The 22,174-nt window shown below is 73.5% G+C and carries 15 protein-coding genes; 13 read left to right on the plus strand and 2 right to left on the minus strand.

Annotation, left to right across the window (positions count from 1 at the left end):
• Positions 1-32 precede the first annotated feature (32 nt).
• The 10 genes from NYZ98_RS08610 to NYZ98_RS08655 all read left to right on the plus strand — a co-directional run bounded on the left by NYZ98_RS08610 (position 33) and on the right by NYZ98_RS08655 (position 12,501).
• On the plus strand, positions 33-752 hold the full coding sequence (locus NYZ98_RS08610; protein ID WP_262842033.1) for a hypothetical protein: 720 nt from the start codon (positions 33-35) through the stop codon (positions 750-752).
• Positions 746-2,047, plus strand: coding sequence for a S8 family serine peptidase (locus tag NYZ98_RS08615; RefSeq protein ID WP_316249543.1), 1,302 nt, complete (start codon positions 746-748; stop codon positions 2,045-2,047). The genes NYZ98_RS08610 and NYZ98_RS08615 overlap by 7 nt, the downstream gene beginning before the upstream one ends.
• Before the next feature lie 10 nt (positions 2,048-2,057).
• Complete coding sequence (locus NYZ98_RS08620) at positions 2,058-2,963, plus strand: hypothetical protein (protein ID WP_262842034.1); 906 nt, start codon at positions 2,058-2,060, stop codon at positions 2,961-2,963.
• Positions 2,957-4,156: a S8 family serine peptidase gene (locus tag NYZ98_RS08625; RefSeq protein WP_262842035.1), complete on the plus strand. Its 1,200-nt coding sequence runs from the start codon at positions 2,957-2,959 to the stop codon at positions 4,154-4,156. Before NYZ98_RS08620 ends, NYZ98_RS08625 begins: the two co-directional genes overlap by 7 nt.
• Before the next feature lie 102 nt (positions 4,157-4,258).
• The gene (locus tag NYZ98_RS08630; RefSeq protein WP_262842036.1) at positions 4,259-4,633 is read left to right on the plus strand and encodes a hypothetical protein; all 375 of its coding nucleotides are present in this window, start codon (positions 4,259-4,261) and stop codon (positions 4,631-4,633) included.
• A 32-nt stretch (positions 4,634-4,665) separates the two neighbouring features.
• Positions 4,666-4,968 (plus strand): MGMT family protein, encoded by a 303-nt coding sequence (locus NYZ98_RS08635; RefSeq protein WP_262842037.1) that lies wholly within the window; start codon positions 4,666-4,668, stop codon positions 4,966-4,968.
• 71 nt (positions 4,969-5,039) lie between these two features.
• Positions 5,040-8,003, plus strand: a complete 2,964-nt coding sequence (locus NYZ98_RS08640) for a CDP-glycerol glycerophosphotransferase family protein (RefSeq protein ID WP_262842038.1) — start codon at positions 5,040-5,042, stop codon at positions 8,001-8,003.
• A gap of 535 nt (positions 8,004-8,538) precedes the next feature.
• Positions 8,539-9,177 (plus strand): type II toxin-antitoxin system PemK/MazF family toxin, encoded by a 639-nt coding sequence (locus NYZ98_RS08645; protein WP_262842084.1) that lies wholly within the window; start codon positions 8,539-8,541, stop codon positions 9,175-9,177.
• A 635-nt stretch (positions 9,178-9,812) separates the two neighbouring features.
• Positions 9,813-10,682, plus strand: coding sequence for a GNAT family N-acetyltransferase (locus NYZ98_RS08650; RefSeq protein ID WP_262842039.1), 870 nt, complete (start codon positions 9,813-9,815; stop codon positions 10,680-10,682).
• A gap of 253 nt (positions 10,683-10,935) precedes the next feature.
• A complete protein-coding gene (locus NYZ98_RS08655; RefSeq protein ID WP_262842040.1) occupies positions 10,936-12,501 on the plus strand; it encodes an aminotransferase-like domain-containing protein in 1,566 nt (521 codons plus the stop codon).
• Here NYZ98_RS08655 and NYZ98_RS08660 read toward each other — a convergent pair.
• Positions 12,491-13,393: a DMT family transporter gene (locus tag NYZ98_RS08660; RefSeq protein WP_262842041.1), complete on the minus strand. Its 903-nt coding sequence runs from the start codon at positions 13,391-13,393 to the stop codon at positions 12,491-12,493. The two genes, NYZ98_RS08655 and NYZ98_RS08660, sit on opposite strands and share 11 nt — an antisense overlap.
• Before the next feature lie 333 nt (positions 13,394-13,726).
• Here NYZ98_RS08660 and NYZ98_RS08665 point away from each other — a divergent pair, with 333 nt between their 5' ends.
• Together NYZ98_RS08665 and NYZ98_RS08670 are read left to right on the plus strand one after the other, a co-directional pair.
• Positions 13,727-16,954 (plus strand): ATP-dependent helicase, encoded by a 3,228-nt coding sequence (locus NYZ98_RS08665; RefSeq protein ID WP_262842042.1) that lies wholly within the window; start codon positions 13,727-13,729, stop codon positions 16,952-16,954.
• A gap of 74 nt (positions 16,955-17,028) precedes the next feature.
• Positions 17,029-20,322, plus strand: coding sequence for a DEAD/DEAH box helicase (locus NYZ98_RS08670; RefSeq protein ID WP_262842085.1), 3,294 nt, complete (start codon positions 17,029-17,031; stop codon positions 20,320-20,322).
• A gap of 249 nt (positions 20,323-20,571) precedes the next feature.
• Here the strand turns inward: NYZ98_RS08670 and NYZ98_RS08675 are convergent, their stop codons facing one another.
• Positions 20,572-21,117, minus strand: coding sequence for a helix-turn-helix domain-containing protein (locus tag NYZ98_RS08675; RefSeq protein ID WP_262842043.1), 546 nt, complete (start codon positions 21,115-21,117; stop codon positions 20,572-20,574).
• A gap of 65 nt (positions 21,118-21,182) precedes the next feature.
• Here NYZ98_RS08675 and NYZ98_RS08680 point away from each other — a divergent pair, with 65 nt between their 5' ends.
• Positions 21,183-22,109 (plus strand): alpha/beta fold hydrolase, encoded by a 927-nt coding sequence (locus NYZ98_RS08680; protein ID WP_262842044.1) that lies wholly within the window; start codon positions 21,183-21,185, stop codon positions 22,107-22,109.
• Positions 22,110-22,174 lie beyond the last annotated feature (65 nt).

A 22,174-nucleotide genomic window follows, 5' to 3' on the forward strand; every position in this document is an offset into this window, starting at 1 on the left:
GCCCCACCGTTGGGGGCGTTAAGGTCAGGCACGTGAGTGAGTCGCGTACCTGGCCGTCCCTGGTGGTGGCGTCCGCGCTCACGCTGGTCTGCGCGATCGCGGCCGGGGTCGCGGGGGGCGCGGCCGGCGCCGAACTGACCCGGGGCCCCAGCCCCGCCGAGATCCGGCAGGCGTCGGCGGAGGAGACCGCACGCCGCTGGCAGGTCTGGCCGGCCGGCAAGATCTTCCCCGCCTCCATCCCCTACGTGGCCGAGCAGGGCGGCAAGGAGAACGCCCGCAGGGTGGGCATCTCCACCCGCGTCGAATGCTCGGCGGCCGTGGACGCCGCGCTCAGGACGGCGTTGAAGGCCGCCGGCTGCAGGGCCGTGCTCCGGGCGACCTACCTGGACGCGCTCCAGGGCGTCGTGGTGACCATCGGGGTAGCGGCCTTCCCCGACCAGGCGTCCGCGCTCGCGGCCAGGGCGGCGTTCCCGCCGGGCGGCGCGCCCTCGCCCGGCCTCCGGGCCCTGGCGTTCCCGCAGACCGTCGCCGACCGGTTCACCGCCGCCGCCCGGCAGGCGTCGTCGCTGGACCAGGCCGGGCCCTACCTCGTGCTCACCACGGCGGGCCAGGTCGACGGCCGTCCCGCCCGCTCGGTCGGCCACCAGCGTTCCACGATCTTCGCGTTCGCCTCCGACCTGGAGGACCGCGTCCTGACCACCCTGGCGACCCCGGCCCGTCCCGACTGCTCGGGCAAGGACTGGCAGTGCTGAGCCCGCGTGCCCGTCCGGCCGGCCGGGTGCCGGTGGTCCGTGCGCTGCTCGCCCTGCTGCCGCTCCTGCTGCTCGTCGCGCCCCTCCCCGCGCGGGCGGACCAGGTGCGCGGCAGCCAGCGGCAGGTGCTGCGCACCCTGAACGTGCACGACGCGTGGCGGATCACCCGGGGCGCCGGGGCCAGGGTCGCCGTCCTGGACTCGGGGGTCGACCCGCGCCACCACGACCTCGCGGGCTCGGTGGTGACCGGCCCGGACCTCACCAGGGGCGCCAACCCGCGCGGCGTCGCCCCCAGCCGCCTGCACGGCACGTACATGGCCTCGCTGATCGCCGGGCACGGGCACGGGCCCGGCCGCTCCGACGGGGTGATCGGGGTCGCGCCGGCCGCCAAGGTGCTGTCGGTGCGGGTCATCCTGGAGGACGACGAGCCGGGTTTCCGGGTCTTCAACTCCCAGGCGCGCTACGAGAACGTGGTCGCGCGCGGCATCCGGTACGCCGTCGACCACGGCGCGGACGTGATCAACATGTCGATCTCCAAGGACCAGCCGACCCGGCAGGAGCGGTCGGCGATCCGCTACGCGATCTCCAAGGGCGTCGTGCTGGTGGCGGCGGCCGGCAACGACGGGGCGGGCCGCAAGGACGGCCCGTACTCCTACCCGGCCTCGCTCCCCGGCGTGATCTCGGTCGCCGCCGCTGACAGGGGGATGCACAAGGCGTCCTTCTCCAACCGGAACTCGCTGGTCCTGCTGGCGGCGCCGGGAGTGGACATCTTCGGGGCCGGTCCCGGTGACCAGTACTGGGTCGGGCGGGGCACGTCGCAGGCCACGGCGCTCGTGTCCGGAGTCGCCGCACTGATAAAAGCGAAATATCCGCGAATGTCGCCTGCGCTGGTCGCCCAGGCCCTCACCACCGGCACCACCCGCCGCCCGGCCCTGGGCTACGACCCCGGGACGGGCTTCGGCGTCGTGAACGCCGGACGCGCCCTGGCCGAGGCCGCGAGGCTCTCGCGCCACCGGCACACCGCTTTCGGGGCCGGGGTCCAGGACGCCGACCTGCCGATGGCCGACGGCACCGGCGCCGAACCCGGCCCGCTCCAGCCGGTGCAGGTCGTCAGGCGGGACACCAGCATGATCACCCTGTACGGGGGGATCGGGCTGGTGGCCACCGCCTTGGCCGGCGCGAGCCTGACCGCCATGATCATGCTCGCCAGAAGGGCCAGGCGCAGGCGGGAGGACAAGGAACACGGGCAGACGCGGGAGCCCCAGGCGGGTTGGCCCCAGCGGTCGCCGACGTAGCATCAGATGTATGTCGCCTGAGGAGCCGCGGGCGCGGCCGGTGACGCCCTGGCCCGCGCGTGTGAGGGGTGCGCGGAGCGCGGGCGGTCTGACCTCGGGCGGCGCCCCTCGCGTCCAGGGGCGGCCGTGGGCCGGATCCCGGGCGCGGGCCGCGACCGCGCAGGCGGCGTTCGACCGCTTCGAACTCGAACGCGGAGTCCGGTTCCGCACCCTCTTCCTGTTGATCATGGGCACGATCCTGGCGGTCGCGGCGACCAACGTGCTGCTCGGAGTGGTGGGAGTGCTCCAGGAGACCCGCTCGCGCCCCCTCACGGTCGCCGAGCGCGCCCGCTACGCCGAGCAGGACATCGCCCGGCGCTGGTACTCCTGGCAGGCCGAGACCGTCTTCCCGTCCCAGGTGGAATACCTGGGGCTGGCCCGCGTGCGGCAGTACGCCCGGCGCGTGGGCATCGCGCCCGAGGCATCGTGCGCCTCGGTCGTGGACGCGCCCGTGGCCTCGGTCCTGCGGCAGCACCGCTGCCGCAGCATGCTGCGCGCGACCTACGTCGACCAGACCTCGACATTCGTGATGACCGTGGGGGTGGCCGTGCTGGACGACGAGGAGACCCGGATCGAGACCGGGGCCGACCTGCCCGTGGACGACAGGGTGGGCGTGCGCCCGGTGGCCTTCCCCGGCACGGTCACCGCGTCCTTCGGCGCCGCGCAGCGCCAGCGCGCGACCTGGGGCGGCGCCGGGCCGTACATCGTCTTCGTCACCGCCGGCTACGCCGACGGCCGCACCCGCGACGCCATCCCGATGGAGGAGATCTACCACAGCGAGCTGTGGCCGACCGCGCAGTCCCTCGCAGGGACGATCTCCCGGGGGCTGGTCGCGCCGCCCGAGATCCCCCGGTGCACCCAGGGGAACGTGTGTTGAGGGCGTGTTCGCGGCTGCTCGCCGCGGCGGGGGCGCTGGCCCTGGTCGGGCTGCTCGCCGGGCCGGTGGGCGCGGACGACGTGCGCGCCCGGCAGCGCTGGGTGCTCGACGCGGTCAACGCCGAGCAGGCCTGGAAGGTCACCCGTGGCGACGGCGTCATCGTCGCGGTGGTGGACAGCCCCGTCGACCCGAAGACCCCCGTGCTCAAGGACAAGGTCACTTTGGCCCCCGACATGCGCTCCAGCCTGTTCGACGAGGGCACCGCCGCCGTCGGGCCGCACGGCACCGCCATGGCCTCCCTGATCGCCGGCTCCGGGCGGGGCGGCGGCATGCTCGGCGTGGCGCCGGGGGCGCGGATCCTGTCGATCCCGGTGATCTCCGAGGACGATCCCGACTACGACCTGATCGAGCCCGACGACGGCCTGGGCCTGCCCGTCGAGAGCCCGCTGGCCAGGGCCCTGCGCTACGCGGCCGACCACGGCGCCAAGGTCATCAGCATGTCGCTCGGGGAGTACGCCACCCAGCGGGCCGACCGGCAGGCGGTGGCGTACGCGCTCTCGCGCGGGGTGGTGCTGGTGGCGGCCGTGGGCAACGACGGCGACACCGAGTACGCCCGCAAGCAGGGCACCTCGTTCTGGAGCTTCCCGGCCGGCTACCCGGGGGTGATCGGCGTCGGCGCGGTCGACAAGGGCGGCAGACCGGCCACGTTCAGCAGCGACAACCTGTCGGTCCTGGTGGGGGCGCCCGGGGTGGGGGTCCCCGCGGCCATCCCCGGCGGCGGGTACGCCGACATGGAGGGCAGCAGCGCGGCGACGGCGCTGGTCGCCGGGGCGGTGGCGCTGATCAAGGCCAGGTACCCGAACCTGACCCCCGACCTGGTCTCGCGGGCCATCACCTCAACCGCGCGGGGCAGGCCCACCGCCGGCTACGACGACAAGGTGGGCTTCGGCGTCGTGGACGCCGCCGCGGCCCTGACCCGCGCGGGCGAGCTCACCTCCTACAGCGCCTCGCTCCCGGTCCGCGGCGACCTGCACTTCGGGAACGGCACCACGGCCCCCGCGCCCACGCCGCCCGGGCCCGACGCCGTGCGGCTGTGGGTCTACGGGGCGGGCGTCCTGCTCGGGCTCACCGGTTTCGGCGCGGCCGTGGTCGTGCTCACCCGGCGGTCGGAACGGATGCCGGGGTCATCGTGACCGGCTCGGGCCGGGTGGTAAGTGGCATTTTCGCGGCGTTCTGCCCGAAGTAAGCCATTTTCGCACCAAAGATCGGTAAAGGTTCGCTAAGGTTCCCGTCTCGTGGGATACGAGTTACGCGTACAACGCGAATCGCCGCTCGCCTACGCCGATCTGACGCGAGTGACCGGGCAGGCGGACGCCGGCCTGGAGCTGCGGGGAACGCCGGAGGCCGCCGAGGTCTTCGCGCGTCACGACGGCGGCGAGCACGCCATCGCCTCCTGGGGCGGGCGCCTCTACGGCAAGCCGGCCTCCGACTGGGAGGTCGCCCAACTCGCGCGGCTGGCCGGCATGGTCGGCGGCAGCCTGGTCGGCGAGGACGGCGAGGCGTACGGAATCCGTGACGGCATCGTCGAGCAGGTGAACGGCGCGGCGAGCTACGAGTTCGGGAAGCTGGAGGAGATCCTGTCCTTCGGGCCCGTGCCATGGGGCACGTGAGGGCCCGCCCGACGACACCGGCTGGCACACGCGTGAGTGATCCGACACCGTTCGCCGAACGGGTGCTCGACCTGGTCGAGCGCATCCCGTCCGGCCAGGTCATGTCCTACGGCGACATCGCCGAGTACCTCGCCGAAGGCGGACCCCGCCAGGTCGGCAAGGTGATGTCCACGTGGGGCGGCGGCGTCCCGTGGTGGCGGGTCGTGCACGCCGACGGCACCCCGCCGCCCGGTCACGAGAGCAGGTGCCTGACCCACTGGCGGCAGGAGGGCACGCCCCTCAGGGGCGCCCGGGCGGACATGCGCCACGCCCGATGGCACGGGGATCCCCCGTGAGTTCTCAGTAAGTCGCATTACCATTCCAGAGACACCCTTTGTGGTGCGACTGGAAAGGCGGTGCCTCCCCCATGGCCACCGGTGCAACGCCCGCGCAGGCCGGCGACGTCGTCGCCGACCGCCTGCGGGCCGCCCAGGACCTCTATGACAGGGGAGAGCCGCTCGACGCCCTGATCGCGGCCGTCCACACCACGGGCCTGTCCCGGGCCCAACGCCGCAGGCTGCACGCGGAGGCGCTCAACGGCCCCCTCGCCCTGCGCCTGGAGACCGCCGCCAGACGGGACGCCACGCGTCTCCGGCACGCCATCGACCTGCTGCGGGACTACCTCGCCGAGGTGGAGCCCTCGGTCAAGCTGCGCCTGCCGGTCGCACGACGGCTCGCCTGCCACCTCATCGAGAACCGCGACGCCGCCGAACTGGCCCAGGGCGACGAGCTGGCCAACCTGGTCGCCGCCACCGCCGAGCCGTCCAAGCGGGTGCGCAAGGGCCTCGCCTGGTACGCCGACTTGCCGGTCAGCGCGCCCGCGTCGCTGTTCCGGCTGCGCCGGTCCGACCTGGTCCCGGTGACCGAGGTCGACGACGTCTCCTGGCAGGACGGGCGGCTGCGCGTCACCGGCCACGCTTACCTCGTCGGGCTGTCGGTACGGAGCCGCCGCCTCAACCGGGCGACCGTGGTCCTGCGGGGCCCGCGCTGGGTGCCGCCGATCGCGGCCCGCACCAGGCGCGTGTACCACCCAGAGGCGACCTACGGGGCGGGGGAGCCGGGCTGCAACTACGACTGGGCCGGGTTCGTGGCCGAGGTGCGGCCGTGGTCGCTCCGATGGCGCGCGGCGATCCGCACCGCCGTCCACAGCGCCAAGCGGCTGCTGCGGCACCGTCCCGCGGTCCGCGACACGACCACCTGGCGCGCCGACATCGTCATCTGGAGCCGGGGCGCCCGCGCCACCGGCGCCCTGCGCGGCCCCGCCATGGGGCGCACCGAGCGGCCGAGCGGGCTCCGCGTCCGCCCGGGCTGGTGGGTGCGGCCCGCGTGGAACTCCGACCGGGCCCTGCAGATCGTGCTCCAGCCCACCAGGGCCGAACTGACCCGGGTCGCCCACGACGGCGACCAGATCGAGCTGGCGGGCTTCCTGCCCGGCACCACGGCCACCAAGGGCCGCGCCCGGCTCGGCGGCCACCGCATCGCCGCCGACTTCACGCCGGTCGAGGGCGGCACCGAATTCTCGGTCGCGATCGGCGTGCCCGCGCTGATGAAGGAGCGCGACGCCCGCAGGCTCTGGATCGAGCCCAAGGGCGATCCCGCGGCGGCGGTCATGATGGAGGGCGCCCCCGAGACGCACATCGGCGTCGACCGCCGCGAGGTCACCGTCCTGCGCGACCGGCGTGACCGCGTGGTCGTCTCGGCCCACCGCGTCTGGCCGGTGATCACCTCCGCCGGGTGGAGCGAGGACGGTGCCCTGACGCTGGGCGGGTCCTACCCCGACACCGACCCGGGCCCGCGCGATCTCGTCCTGCGCCAGCGCTCAGGCCCCACCTACCGCGTGCCGCTAGAACGGTCCGGTTCGGACTTCTCGGTGACCCTCGCGCCGGGGGCCATGCCGAGGTTCGGGGACACGGTGGCGCTGGCGTCGGGCGCCTGGAGCCTCACGGTCGCCGGCGGCAAGGGGACGACCGCGCCCCTGCGGGTGGGCCACGACCTGCTCGACGTCCTCGACGAGGGCGTGCACGTCGTGGACGGGCGGGAGTACCGCCTGGTGGCGACGCGCTTCGACGTGCCCGTTCTGGTCGCGGCCGAGCGCCGGCCCGACGACGAGAAGGGCGCGGGCGGCGTCTGGTCGCTGCGCCGCGGCCACTACCCCGCCGAGCGGCGGGGCACCCTCCGCGACGCGACGGTGTACGTCTCCTTCGAGGGCCGGTCCTACTCCGACAGCGCGCGGGCGATCTACGAGGAGCGGCTCAGGCGGGGGGACGACCGCGAGCACATCTGGGTCGTCAAGGACGGGGCGTTCGTCCCGCCGGACTCCGCCGCGCTCGGCCTCGGGCCGGGCATCGCGCCCACGGTGGTCCGGGAGGGCAGCCGCGAGCACTACACGGCGCTGGCCCGGTCCGGCCACATCATCACCAACACGCTGCTGCCGCAGTGGTTCCGGGCCCGCGAGGACCAGATCTGCGTGCAGACCTGGCACGGCACCCCGCTCAAGCGGGTCGGCGGCGACCAGCGGCACATGTCCCGCGACCCGAGGCCGGCCGCGTGGTACCGGCAGGCCGCCGAGGTGGCCAACTGGGACCTGCTCGTGACGCAGAGCCCGTGGGCCTCCGAGGTGCTGCGGCGTGCCTTCGGGTACGGCGGGGAGATCCTGGAGTCGGGTTATCCGCGTAACGACGTGCTCGCCGACCACGACCGGACCGAGCTGGCCTCGGCCGTGCGGCGGAAGCTGGGGGTGCCGGCGGGCAAGCGCGTCGTGCTGTACGCGCCGACGTGGCGTGACCACGACCGCAGGAACAGCTCGGTGCGGCTCGACCTGGGGGAGGCCAGGCGGGTGCTCGGCCGCGACCACATCCTGCTGGTGCGCGGCCACATGATGCAGGCGCCGCCGGTGGTCCCTGGGCTGGTGGTGCCGGGGCCGGCGTCGCTGGTGCGGCCCGGGCCGATGAGCCGGGAGTATCCGTTCGCCATCGACGTCACGACTTATCCGGATATGGCGGATCTTTTGCTGATTGCGGATGTTCTGATCACGGACTACTCGTCGGTGATGTTCGACTTCGCCGTGACGCGGCGGCCGATGATCTTCTTTGGCTACGATTTGGAGCGTTACCGCAACTCACGCGGCCTCTATCTTGACCTGCGCACCCAGGCCCCCGGCCCCCTGCTCGCCGAGGGCAACGACGTCATCGAGGCCGTCCGCCTGATCGACGCCCTCTCCGGCGACTACACCGACCGCTACGAGTCCTTCGTCCACACCTACGCCCCCCGAGACGACGGCAAAGCCACCCCCCGCCTCGTAGACCACATCTTCACCACCCCCACCCCCTGACCCCCACCAAAAGGTCCTCGCCTCCGGCTCGGGCAGTTTTCCCAAGGCTTCTCGGCTCTTCCGCCTCACCGCCGACATCGCCGCGCCACCGTTCGCTCCCGGCTCTGTTCGGCCCCGGACCGGATCCACTACGTCGTCACGCTGCCATTCCACACGGCGCCGAGGCGGTGGGACGTGGTACGGCGAATCTGGCGCCGTGGTGCGGCGGCTGGCCGGTCAAAGGTCCTCGCCTTCGGCTCGGCCAGTTTTCCCAAGGCCTCCCGGCCCTTCCGCCCGGCTCTATTCGGTCTCAGGCTGAACCCGTTTGGTGGTGATGATGTCCTTTCCACACGGCGCCGAGGCGGCGGGGAGTGGTGCGGCGAATCGTGGGACCGTTGCACTGCTTTGGGGTGGTCGGGCCGGAGGTGCGATGATCCGTAGTCTCGCTGAAGTCGTTGGTCGCGCCTGAGCCGGCCGGGAACGGAGTCCGCTCGTGGGTGATCACCCGATCGCCGTGGTCGTCGTGTGCGTCGCGCTGCTCGTGGCGGCCGGGGTCGTGGTCCTGCTCGTCCGAGGCCGATCCGGGGGGATACGGCCGCGCCCTGGCGGTAGACCTCGACCGGGTCCGGGTGGGAAGACACCTCGACCGGGCCCAGGTGGGAAGGCGGCTCGGCCAGGCTCCCGTGGGGAGGCGCCGCGGCCGGGTGCCGGTACGGATGCGCAGAGACGGCCTGGTGGTGGTCGGAGAGGGCCGCTTTCCGGGCGGAGGATCCCGCTTCCGGGGCGGAGGCGTCCCGCCGCGCCGCCCGGCGGTCGGCGGCCGTCCGTTCACTCACGCCCGCCGAGCGCATCATGGGAGTCGCGGCCCGCGCCCGGCCAGATCTGGTGGGCCGATGTGCCGTACTCGGACGGGACCGGTTCCAAGGTCCGTCCCTGTCTTGTCGTCCGTACTCACCCGAGTGGCGTTGAAGTACTGAAGATCACCAGCCAGGACAAGTCCGACCGAAGCGACCACCTCTCGATCCCCACGGCCGGCTGGGATCCGCACGCGACCAAGGACAGCTGGCTCGACCTGTCGGAGACACATTTCGTCCCCGACCATGACTTCGAACGCCGCGCCGCCTCCACATGCGACTCACGCACCTGGAAACGCGTCACCCGAAGCCAGTCCACCGGCTTCGTCTACGAAGGCTGACCACCCGCCCACAACCAGCGACCCACCGCAGAACGGCGCCGACTTCGCCGCACCACGTCCCGCCGCCTCGGCGCCGTGTGGAATGGCAGCGTGACGACGTAGTGGATCCGGTCCGGGGCCGAATAGGGCCGGGGGCGACGAGGGCGAGGGGCCGGGAGCGATGGTGTCGGGCCGTTGAGGGCGAGGCGGAGTGGCGCGGCGGTGGGGCGGAAGGGCCGGGAGGCCTTGGAAAAACTGCCCGAGCCGAAGGCGAGGACCTTTGACCGGCCGGGCGCCGCACGACGGCGCCGACTTCGCCGTACTACTCCCCGCCGCCTCGGCGCCGTGTGGAGAGGACATCACCACGACCAAACGGGTTCTGCCTGAGGCCGGATAGAGCCCGGGCGGGAGGGCCGGGAGGCCTTGGGAAAACTGGCCGAGCCGAGGGCTAGGACCTTTGACCGGCTGGCTGCCGCAGGCGGCGCCGGAGGCATGTCGGCCCGTGCCAGGAGGGGACGGCCGCCTAGCCGTCCTGCCGGTCCCGTGTGCGGTCGTTCAGGTCGTGACCCGGGGAAATTGGGTGGATATATCCGGATATTTGGTTGATGATGCCGGACGGGTGGGTTCCAGGCCTGAACGCTTCTCGGGGGTGCCATATGGAATCGGTGTTCACCGGCGAAGTGAGCGTGACGGACGTGTCCGTCCGGCGGCTCGGCCTTCACGATCTGCGTGACTGCCTGCTGCTGGCCATCGACCGTCAGTGGCTACCCGAAGAGGCCAAATGGCGCCTGCTCTTCGAGGTCGGCGAGGTCTACGGCATCGACGACCCCGCGGGGGGCCTCGCCGGGACGGCGGTGCTGACCCGCTACGGCCGGCGGCTGGCCGCGGTCAGCATGGTGCTCGTGGCGTCGAGGTACGGCCGCATGGGTCTCGGCCGCCGCCTCATGCTCCGCGCCCTGGACGAGGCCGGTGGCGCCACCGTCTTCCTCACCGCGACGCGGTACGGCCGAGGCCTGTACGAGAAACTGGGCTTCGAGGCCGTCGGCACCGTCGCCAGGCACATCGGCCACCTGCGCCTCACTCCCGCCGACCTGACCCACGCCGGGATCCGTCCCGCCCGGCAGGCGGACCTGGGGGCGGTCATCGCTCTCGACGCGCACGCCTCCGGGGCGACGCGCACCCACCTGATCACCCGCCTGTTCACCTTCGCGGAACGGCTCCGGGTCGTCGAGCGCGGTGGCGAGATCATCGGATTCGGCGCGGCGTGGCGCAACGTGGACAGCGTCGTCGTCGGCCCGGTGATCGCCGAGACCACCGCCCTCGCCCGGACGCTGATCACCGGCCTGGTGAACGGCCTGTACGGCCCGGTCCGCCTGGACATCGACACCCGCCACGCCGAGCTGGCGGCCTGGGCGGAGTCGCGCGGCGCCCTCCGGGTCGACGCCACGGCCCTGATGGTCCACGGCGGCCCCCTCCCCGGCGCCCGCGACCACATCTTCACCCCGGTGATGGTGGCCCTGGGCTGACCCGCCCCCGCGCATGGCCGAACCTCCGAGACGAGTCCGAACCCCCGCGCGAAGGCCGTACCCCCCGCGAGGCAGGCCACACGAAGGGCCTACGCTCCGGTGATGGTGGCCATGGACCGGCCCACTCCCGCGACCGGACGAGGTCCACCTGACGGGAACAGGGTCCAGTGGCAGGGCCATTCAGAAACGATCTCTTCCATTGGTGCCTTTCCTTTGGCAAGGTGGGTGGGACTCCAAGCCCACGAGGTGACAAATGACCACATCCCGCCCAGCGCGTCCGCCGCAGGCCGTCCAGGGCTTCGAGCGGTCGGAGGGCGAGGTGATCGCGTCCTTTGGGACGTGGGCCACCGGCACCGGCCCGATCTACCGCAGGCTCGCCGACGGCATCCGCAAGGCCATCGAGGGCGGCTCGCTGCCGCCCGGCCAGCGCATCCCCTCAGAACGCCAGCTCGCCACCGTTCTACGCGTCAGCCGCACCACTGTCGTGGCCGCGTACGAGGCACTGCGCGACGCGGGGCTGGTCGAGAGCCGCCGGGGGAGCGGCACCCGGGTCGCCGCGACCGCCCGCCCCACGAGGTCGATATCGGACGGGCGCGTGCCCGGCGGCACCGGCTCGTCCATGTACCAGCGCCTCATCGAGGGCCCCGGCGACCTGATCTCGCTGACCTGCTCGGCGGAGGGCGCCGTCCCCGAACTGGTCGCCGCCTTCCGCGAACTCGCCGGCGCCGACCTGGCCACCGCCTTCGACGAACCCGGCTACCACCCCGCGGGGCTCCCCGAACTTCGCCAGGCCATCGCCGACCACCTGACCGCGACCGAGCTGCCGACCACCCCCGACCAGATCCTCGTGACGACGGGCGCGCATCAGGCGCTCGTGCTGGTCTCGGAGCTCTACCTCCGCCCAGGAGGCACCGTGCTCGCCGAGTCGCCGAGCTGGCCCGGCTGCCTCGACGTCCTCCGCTCGCGCGGCGCCCACATCGTGACGGTGCCCCTGGACGACGAGGGCCCGGACGTGCGGCTGATGGCCGAGGCGCTCGCCGACCGCCGGCCGGACCTGGTCTACCTGATGCCCACGTTCCACAATCCCACCGGCGTACTGATGTCGGTGGCGCGCCGGCGCCGTATCGCGGAGCTCTGCGCGCGCCACGACGTCCCGGTCATCGAGGACAACGCTTACATCGTCCAGACCGCCGCCGTCGCCCCCGGGCCCTCCCCCGACGCCTCGCGACCGCTCGGCGAGCCTCGCGACCTGCCCCGCCTGCTCGCCGCGTACGCGCCCCGCGGCGCCGAGGTGCTCTCGGCCGGTTCGCTGGCCAAGGTCATCTGGGCGGGCCTGCGCATGGGATGGGTGCGCGGCCCCGCGGAGATCGTCGAACGGCTGGCCAGGCGCAAGGCGCTCGCCGACCTCGGCAGCCCCGTCATCGACCAGATGCTCGCCGCCCGCCTGGTCCCCCAGCTTCCCCGCATCGAGGCGGCCCGCGCCCCCGAACGGGAGCGGCGGCTGGACCGCATCGAGAAGCTCCTCCGCGACCGGCTGCCCGAATGGCGCTGGCGCCGTCCGTACGGCGGCAGCGGGCTGTGGATCGAGCTGCCCGGGGTGGACGCCACCGAGTTCTCCCACGTGGCCCTCAGGCACGGCGTGGAGGTGGTGCCGGGGGCGGTGACGGACCCTTCGGGGGCTCATGACCGGTTCATGCGCCTGCCGTACACGTTCACCGACGAGGTGCTCGACCTGCTCGTGGACCGGCTCGCCCGCGCCTGGGCGGAGATCGGCAGGCACGGCCCGGTCGACACCCGCCCGGTACGCGTCATCGTGTGACCACCTTCGCCGGCTCAGGGAGCGGCGCGGGCCTGCGCGGGCGCAGGCCGAGGAGCAGCCCGCCGATGACCAGGGCCGCGCCCGCGAGGTCGGGGACTCCGGGGTGGCCGGTGCCGAGGATCACGCTGGACACGATCGCGCCGATCGGCAGGAACCCGGAGAACAGCCCCGCGCGCTCGGCCCCGAGCCGGGGCAGCGCGTCGTACCAGCAGAAGAACGCGAACGCGGTGACCACGATGGCGAGGTAGGCCAGCGCCAGTGCCTCGTTCATGGTCGGGGCGCGCAGCGCGGCCCGCCCGTCCACCGTGAGCCCCGTCACCATCAGGAGCGGCACGGCCGCCATGGTCGCGTACGCCGAGACGCGGATCGCGCCGAGCCTCGGCAGCAGCGGGACCGCGAGCAGGGAGAACCCGATCTCGCACGCGAGCGCGCCGAGCGCGAGCAGCATGCCGAGGGGTGTGGCGCCGCCCAGTCCCGTGGCGACCGCGGCGCCGCACGCTACCACCGCGGCGGCGGTCACCAGGTGCGCGGTCGGCCGCCGCCGTTCCATGAGCGGCCCGATGACGGCGAGCGCGATGGGCACGGTGGCGACGATCGTGCCGACGGTCGCCGGGTCGGCGTACCGGGTCGACTCGATGACGAAGATGTTGAACGCCGCGAGCCCGACGACGGCCAGGAGCACGACGAGCGCGAGTTCGCGTGCGCTCAGCCTCAGGTGTTCGAGCCCGCGTACCCGCATCACGGCGAGCAGCAGGAGCGCGCCCGCCGCGTACCGCAGGGCCTGGCCGCCGTAGATCGGGTAGTCGTGCAGCGCGGGCGACACGGCCGTCAGCGTGCCGACGCAGAACATCGCGGTGGCCGCACCCACCGCGCCCTTCATGTTGTTCGTCATGCGGTACCGCTTGCGCGGAGAGTGCTGGTCATGGGCATGTTCGTCCTCCGTGAGCCGCTTGTCCGCTGGCCATCGTGGCAAGCGGACCGGCCGGGAGACAGCTCCATTCACCCCCAAAGCGGACCTTACGGAGACGGCGGTGAGTTTCATGCCGTGTCGGTACCGAAGATCGGCCCAACCCCTCGATAACGTGGTCTGTCGCGCGCGGACGGGGATCGGGACACGCGCCGTCCCCGCCGAGTCGGCACGATCTACCCGTGTGGTCTGGTGGAATAGCGTGTTGTGAGTGGTCAGACCTACCGTCTGGTGCGGCGGGGAAGCACGGGGCAGGCGATGCCCCCTGTTCTCGACGGGCAACAGCGCGCGGTGGTGCGTCATCAGGGCGGCCCGCTGCTCGTGCTCGCGGGCCCCGGCACCGGCAAGACCACCACGATCGTCGAGAGCGTCGTCGACCGCGTCGAGCGGCGCGGAGCCGACCCCGAGCGGGTGCTGGTGCTCACCTTCAGCCGCAAGGCCGCCGAAGAGTTGCGCGAGCGTATCACCGCCCGCATGCGCCGCACCACGCGAACGCCGCTCGCGCTCACGTTCCACAGCTACGCGTACGCGCTGTTGCGCCGTGAGGCCGTGCTGGCGGGCGACCCGCCGCCCCGCCTGCTCACCGGCCCCGAGCAGCTCCTGGAGATCCGCCGCCTGCTGCACGGCGAGCTGGAGGACGGCGCGCGCGAGTGGCCCTCCGGGATGCGCGAGGCGCTGAAGACGCGCGGGTTCGCCGAGGAGCTGCGCGACTTCCTCGCGCGCGGCGCCGAGCGCGGCCTGGACGGCGACGACCTCGTCGTGCTGGGTCGCGAGCACGGCCGCACCGACTGGGTGGCCGCGGGCCGTTTCGCCTACCGGTACGCCGACCGGTTCGACCTCGACCCCGCCCCCGCGCTCGACTACGCCGAGCTGATCCGCGCCGCCGCCGGCCTGCTGAACGACGTGGAGGTGCGCCGGCGCGAGCGTGCCGCGTACGACATCGTGTTCGTCGACGAGTACCAGGACACCGACCCGGCGCAGGAGTTCCTGCTCCAGCAGCTCGCGGGCGACGGGCGCGACCTGATCGCCGTCGGCGACCCGGACCAGTCGATCTACGGCTTCCGCGGGGCCGACGTGCGCGGCATCCTCAACTTCCCCGAGAGGTTCCGCACCGCCGAGGGGCGGGAGGCGCCGGTCGTCGCGCTCCGCGTGTGCCGTCGCAGCGGCCCCGACCTGCTCACCGCCTCCCGCCGCGTCGCCGCCCGCCTCCCTGCCCCCCCGACCCCCGCCCGCCCCCACGACGACCCGCCCGCCGGCGTCCCGGCGGCCCGTGACGGAGAGCGTCCCCAGCAGGCGCCCACGGCCGAGGAGCGCAGGCGCGGCGACGGCCACCGCGAGCTGATCCCCGTGGCGGGCGCCGACCCCGGTGAGATCCGGGTGCTGCTGGCCGACAGCGAGACGCAGGAGGCCGCGGTCGTCGCCGACACGCTGCGCCGGGCCCACCTGCTCGACGGCGTCCCCTGGTCCCGCATGGCGGTGCTCGTGCGCTCGGCCGACCGCCAGGTGCCGATGCTGCGCCGCGCCCTGCTGACCTCCGGGGTGCCCGTCGTGGTGGCCGGCGACGAGGTGCCCCTCATCCAGGAGCCGGGCGTCCGCCCCCTGGTCACCTTGCTGCGCATCGCGCTCCACCCCGACGCGCTCGACGTCGCCACGGCCGAGGAGCTGTTCACCGGCCCCCTGGGCGGCACCGACGCGATCGGGGTCCGCCGCCTGCGCCGGGCGCTGCGCGTCGCCGAGCTGCAGTCGGCCGCGCTGGAGACCGGCGGCGTGGCCATGCCGCCGCGCTCGTCCGACGAGCTGCTGGTCGCCGCCGCGCGTGACGCCCGCGAGCTCATCCCCGTCGAACCCCATGTGGGCGCGTGCGCCGCGCGCGTCGCCGCGCTGATCGCCGTCGCCCGCGAGGCCGTACGCCGGGGGGACACCGCTGAGGAGGCGCTGTGGGCGATCTGGCAGGCCTCCGGGCTGTCGGAGCGCTGGACCGACGCCAGCCTCGCGGGCGGGGCCCGGGGCGCCCAGGCCGACCGCGACCTCGACGCGGTGGTGTCGCTGTTCGACTACGCCGCCCGTTTCGTCGACCGCCTCCCGCACGCCGGCGCCGAGGTCTTCCTCGACGACCTGGTCTCCCAGGAGATCGCCGGCAACTCCCTGGCCGAGCACGCCCCCGACGGTGACGCCGTCCGCATCCTGACCGCCCACCGCTCCAAGGGCCTTGAGTGGGACGTCGTGGTGGTCGCGGGGGTCCAGGAGGGCGTGTGGCCCGACCTGCGCCTGCGCGGGTCGCTGCTCGGCGTCGAGGAACTGGTCGAGCTGGCCGAGGGCTCGGTGCTCGACGGGGCCGACGTGGCCAGCGCCGCGCTGGCGTCCAAGCTGCTCGCCGAGGAGCGCCGGCTGTTCTACGTGGCCGCGACCCGGGCGCGCCGCCGTCTGGTGGTGACCGCCGTGGGCGGCGAGGACACCGACGAGCGGCCGTCCCGGTTCCTGTCCGAGCTGCTCCCGGGGGCGGTCGAGGAGGCCGCCGTCGACGACCGCGCACGCTGGCTGAGCATGTCCGCCCTGGTCGCCGACCTGCGCTCTGCCGTGTGCGACCCCACGCGGCCCGAGTCGATGCGCACCGCCGCCGCCGGGCACCTCGCGCGCCTGGCCCGCTCGGGCGTCCCCGGCGCGCACCCCGACGAGTGGTACGCGCTCACGCCCATCTCCGACGACCGCGCGCTGACCTGGCCGGAGGGCATCGTCCGGGTCTCCCCTTCCGCGGTGGAGAACTTCACCAAATGCGGCCTGCGCTGGCTGCTGGAGACCGCCGTCGGCGCCTCGGGCACCGACATGTCCCGCAGCCTGGGCAGCGTCATCCACGCGATCGCCGTGCTGGCGGTGGCCGGGCAGGCCGGCGAGACCCTGGGCAAGCGCCTCGACGAGATCTGGGACGAGCTGGACTTCGGCGGGGTCTGGTTCAACCGCAAGCAGCGCGTGGTGGCCGAGCAGATGGTCGGCCGCTTCCTCACCTGGCAGGAGGAGAACCCGAGGGAACTGGTCGCGGTCGAGGAGGCGTTCACCGCCATACTCTCCGAGGACGTCCAGATCAAGGGGCGGGTCGACCGCGTGGAGCGCGACGGCGACGGCCGGGCCGTCATCATCGACATCAAGACCGGCACCACCAAACCGTCCGACCAGGACCTCGACCGCCACCCACAGCTCGGGGTCTACCAGCTCGCCACGCTCCTCGGCGCCTTCGAGCGCCACGGCATGTCCGAGCCGGGCGGCGCCGCGCTCGTCCAGCTCGGCAAGGCCGCGGGCAAGGACGCCAGGGAGCAGAAGCAGGGCGCGCTCGGCGACGACCCCGAGCCCGGGTGGGCGCGCGGCATGGTCGAGACCGTGGCGACGGGCATGGCCGCCGGGGTGTTCACGGCCAGGGTCAACGACGGCTGCCGCACGTGCGCGGCCAAGGCGAGCTGCCCGGTCAACGACAGCGGGGGCCAGGTGTGCTAGGCCCCCACCCGCCGGACACCGACGAGGCCGGCACGGGCGCGGGCGAAGGGGACGCCGAGACGGCGCGTCCCGCGCTGATCGGGCCGGTCGAGCTGGCGGAGCGGCTCGGCATCCCGCCGCCGACCCCCGAGCAGGCCGCCGTCATCGAGGCGCCCAGGGAGCCGATGGTCGTGGTCGCCGGCGCCGGCTCCGGCAAGAGCGAGACCATGGCCGGCCGCGTCGTCTGGCTGGTCGCCAACGGGCTGGTCCGCCCCGAACGCGTGCTCGGCCTGACGTTCACCCGCAAGGCCGCCGCCGAGCTGGCCGCCCGCGTGCGCAAGCGGCTGGCCCGGCTCGCCGAGGTCGGGCTCGCCCCGGCCGAGATGCTGGACGCCGAGCCGACCGTCTCCACCTACCACGCCTACGCCGCCCGGCTGGTCACCGACCACGCGCTCCGCGAGGCGCTGGAGCCGACCATGCGCCTGGTCAGCCCCGCGGTCTCCTGGCAGATGGCGGCCCGTGTGGTCGGCCGGTACGACGGCCCGATGGACCGCGTCGACCTGGCGCCGCCCTCGGTCACCGCCGCGGTGCTCGACCTGGCGGGCGAGCTGTCGGAGCACCTCCGCACCGCCGACGACGTCCGCGAGGTGGGCCACTGGCTCGACGAGCGGTTCGCCCTGCTCGACGGCAGGCCGACGCTCGCGCAGCGCCGCCCGGTGCGCACCCAGGACATCCGCGAGCAGTTCCTGCCCCTGGTCGACGCCTACAACCGGCTCAAACGCAGCCGCGAGGTCATCGACTACGGCGACCAGATGGCGCTGGCGGCCCGCATCGCCGACCGGCACCCCGAGGTCGGCATGATCGAACGGGGCCGGTTCTCGGTGGTCCTGCTCGACGAGTACCAGGACACCAGCCACGCGCAGCTCGTCCTGCTTCGCGCGCTTTTCGGCGGCGGGCATCCCGTGACCGCCGTGGGCGACCCCTGCCAGTCGATCTACGGCTGGCGTGGCGCCTCCTCGGGCAACCTCAAGCGGTTCGTCCACGACTTCCCCACCACCACGAACGAGCCCGCCGCCGTGCGCCGGCTCGCGGTCAGCTTCCGCAACGGCGAGCGCGTCCTGGACGTCGCGGCCCGCGTCCAGGTGCCGCTGCGCGAGGAGGCGCGTGAGGTGCCGGTGCTGGTGCCCGGCGTCAACCGCGTCGGGCGCGGCCGGGTCGTCTCCGCGTTCCACCAGACCGCCGAGGACGAGGCCGCCTGGATCGCCGACGGCGTCCACCGCATGCTCGGCCACGAGACCGCGCCGGACGGCCTGCCCTGGGGCGAGGGGGAACGCGACCGGCTCCGCGAGAAGATCAAAATCGGCGGCACGTGGGGCGGGCCGATGGCCCTGCAGCCGCAGGACGTGGCGGTACTCGCCCGCAAACGCGCCCAGTTCCCGGCGCTGCGCCGCGCCCTTGAGGCCCGGGGCATCCCGGTCGAGGTGGTGGGCCTCGGCGGCCTGCTGACCGTGCCCGAGGTGGCCGACCTGGTGGCGACGCTGCGCGTGCTGTACGAGCCGACGGCCGGCGACGCGCTCGTACGGCTCCTCGCCGGCCCGCGCTGGCGCATCGGCGTCGCCGACCTCAAGGTGCTCGGCGACCTGGCCAGGGAGCTCACCGTCGCGAACCGCGGCGGGCCCTCGGCCGACGACCCGCTCGAACAGGTCGTCGCGGACATGGCCGAGGAACGCGGCAGCCTCGTCGACGCCCTGGACGAGCTGCCCGACCAGCCCGAGTCGCTCGAACCGTTCTCCCCGCTGGCCCGCGCGCGGCTGCCCCGGCTCGCCCAGGAACTGCGCACCCTGCGCGCGCACACCGGCCAGCCGCTCCCCGACCTGATCACCGAGATCGAACGGCGGCTCGGCCTGGACGTCGAGGTCGCCGCCCGGGGCGGCGGCCCGCTGACCGCCCGCGCCGACCTGGACGCCTTCCTGGACGCCGCGTCCCGCTTCGCCGGCGACGCCGAGGACCCGACGCTGGGCGCCTTCCTCGCCTACCTCAAGGCCGCGGAGTCGGAGGAGTTCGGCCTGGAGGCCGGCCGGGTCGGCGAGACCAACAGCGTCAAGCTGATGACCGTGCACGCCTCCAAGGGGCTGGAGTGGCCGGTCGTGATCGTGCCGGGGCTCTCCCAGCTCACCACCCAGCGGGGCGCGCTGGCCAAGGGCAGCGTCTTCCCCGCGACCCCGGTGACCAACTCCCGGTGGACCGAGAACCCGCGCAAGCTGCCGTACGCCCTGCGGGGTGACCGGTCCGACCTGCCCGAGCTGCGCGGGCTGGAGAAGGACGACCTGGCGGAGTTCGACGAGCGTTGCCGTGAGCGCGACCTGATGGAGGAGCGGCGCCTCGCCTACGTCGCCGTCACCCGGGCCCACTACCTGCTGATCGCCTCCGGCTACCGCTGGGGGACGGCCGCCCGGCCGCTCGACCCGTCCGACTTCCTGCTGGAGGTCCGCGAGGCGTCCGGCCAGGCCGCCTACTGGGCGCCCGAGGTCGGGGAGAACGAGGCCAACCCCCTGCTGGCTGAGCCGGCGGCGCAGGAGTGGCCCGTCGCCCAGGGAGGCGAGCGCCACGAAGCCGTCCAGGGCGGGGCCGATCTGGTCATGAACGCCATCAACGGCAGCGCCCCGCCCGCCACGCCCGGGCCCCCCTTGAAGGACTGGGAGCACGACCGCGTCCGCGCCTGGGCGCGGGACACCGAGCTGTTGCTGAAGGAGCGCGACCAGGTCAGGCGCCGGGGCGGCGCCGTCGTGGAACTGCCCGCCCACCTCACCGTCTCCTCCCTGGTCACCCTCGCGGCCGACCCGGCCGCGCTGGCCCGGCAGATCCGCCGCCCGCTGCCCCACAAGCCCGCGCCGCTGGCACGCAGGGGCACCGCCTTCCACCGCTGGCTGGAGGGCCGGTGGGGGCAGCAGCGCCTGATCGACGACTTCGAGCTGCCCGGCGCGTCCGACGACCTGTCGGGGGTGGACGCGCATCTCGCCGAGCTGCAGGCCCGGTTCGAGGAGAGCCCGTGGGCGGGCATCGAGCCGGTCGACCTGGAGGTGCCGTTCGAGACCATGATCGGCGACCGGCTCGTGCGCGGCCGGATGGACGCGGTGTTCCCCGAGGGCGACGGCTACGTGGTCGTCGACTGGAAGACGGGAGAACGGCCCCGGGGCGTCGCCGCCCGTGCGGCGGCCGTCCAGCTCGCTGCCTACCGGCTGGCCTGGGCCCGGCTTGAGGGCGTCGCCCTGCGAACCGTCGGCGCCGCCTTCCACTACGTCCGCGCCAACGAAACCGTCCGCCCCGTCGACCTCCTCGACGCCAAAGGCTTGGAACGCCTCCTCACCTCCATCCCCGAAGAAAAATAAGACACTTTCCCTCGCCGGCCCCCTAATGGTCCTCGCCTCCGGCTCGGGCGATTTCCCGGCCTACCGGCCCATCCGCCCCGCCTGCCGAGTCTGCGGAAACGCGGAATCCAGGCATGTGGAAACGCGGAAGTAAAATGACATAGCCGCAGCTTGGACGGGGTACCGACAAGGCCGGCGAGCAGGCCACTGGGAGGCAGGACATCACCCCGGTCCGCCCTCTCCCGAGGAGATCGACGGAGCTCCCGAAGCTCAGGGGCCTGTCGGGGGTGGGTCCTCGGCGGGGAACAGGATCGGGCTGAGCAGGTGGCGGGTGCGGGTGGGGGAGGGCTCGTTCCCCAGCCGGGACAGGATCACCTCTCGTAGCTCGCCGATCATCTCGGCGCGCTCGTCCTGGCTGAGCCAGAGGGCGTGCTGGCGGTAGCCGACGAGGTCGGCCGCCGGGTCGGCGTGGTCCCGGTCGAGGTAGGCGTTGAACTCGGCCATCAGGATCGCCATGGCCAGGGCGAACACGCGGCGGTGGTCCTCGAGCGACGTCGAGGCCGCCGTGCCCGCGTCGATCACCGCCTGCGCCCGGCGCAGCCGGTACCGGCGCTCGACGGCCCCGCGCACCCGCTGCTCACCGTCCACTTCCAGCAGACCGCCGTCGGCCAGCAGGCCCACGTGCCGGTAGACGGTGGCCGTCGAGACGTCGGGCAGCAGGGCGCACAACTGGGCGGTCGTGAGGGCCCGTCCCCCGGACATGGCGTGCACGACGCGGAGCCGCACCGGATGCAGAAGCAGGTCCACCGTGTTCATGGCCATACGATCTCACGTCTGATACCTTTCTCAAAGTTAAGAATAGATCGAGCCTAGGAGTCGCCATGACCCCCCCAACGCCCCCGACCGAGGCGGCCGTCGCCCCGCCGCTGGGCCGCCTGTACGACGTCGAGGGACGGCGGCTGATGCTGTACCGCTCCGGCGACGGCGGCCCTGCCGTGGTGTTCCTGCCGGGGGCCGCCCTGGTCGGACTGGACTTCCTGAACATCCACGAGAGGACCGCCGAGCTGACCACCAGCGTGGTGTACGACCGCGCGGGCACCGGCTGGAGCGAACGGGTCGAACTGCCCCGCAGCGCCGCCGACGTCACCGATGAGCTGCACGGACTGCTCCGCGCCGCCGAGGTGCCCGGCCCGTATCTGCTGGTCGGGCACTCTCTGGGCGGGGCCTACGCGCGCCACTACGCGCGGCGCTTCCCCGGCGACGTGGCAGGCCTGCTCCTGCTGGACCCCTTCCACGAGGACATGGCCGCCCGGGCGCCGCAGCAGGTGCGGGAGATGCTGGAGAAGTTCAAGAACCCCGAGCTGCCGGAACCGACGGAGGCTCAGCTCGAAATGGGCCGGGGGCAGCTTGAGCAGCAGTTCGCGAAGTGGCCGGATGCCGTACGCGGGCCGCTCGTCGACCTCCACCTCGCCTCGTGGCGCACGGGGTGGGACGAGGGCAGGAACCTGTACGACGAGGTCTCCGACGAGCTCCGGCACGCGCCCGACATGCCCGACGTGCCCGTCATCGTGTTGACCGCCCTGGGACACGACGCAACGCAGGCCCAGCTCTGGCCCGAAGAGGTCCTCCGCGAGATCAACGACGGCAAACGGGCCCTGCACGCCGAGCTGGCCGCGTCCGTCCCGGACGGCGAGCAGCGAGTACTCGACGACGCCGGCCATGCCTGGCTCCACGAGGAACGACCGGAGATCATCCTCCAGGCCATCAAGGACCTCCTCCACAAGACCCGCGCCCGCCTCCAACACTGACTCCGGACATCCACCGGGCCCCGGCACTGCCCGCCCGAGGCCGGTCCGACCTCAGCATTGAGCCC

The organism is Sphaerisporangium corydalis, from assembly GCF_025506355.1.
Taxonomy (GTDB): Bacteria; Actinomycetota; Actinomycetes; order Streptosporangiales; family Streptosporangiaceae; genus Sphaerisporangium; species Sphaerisporangium corydalis.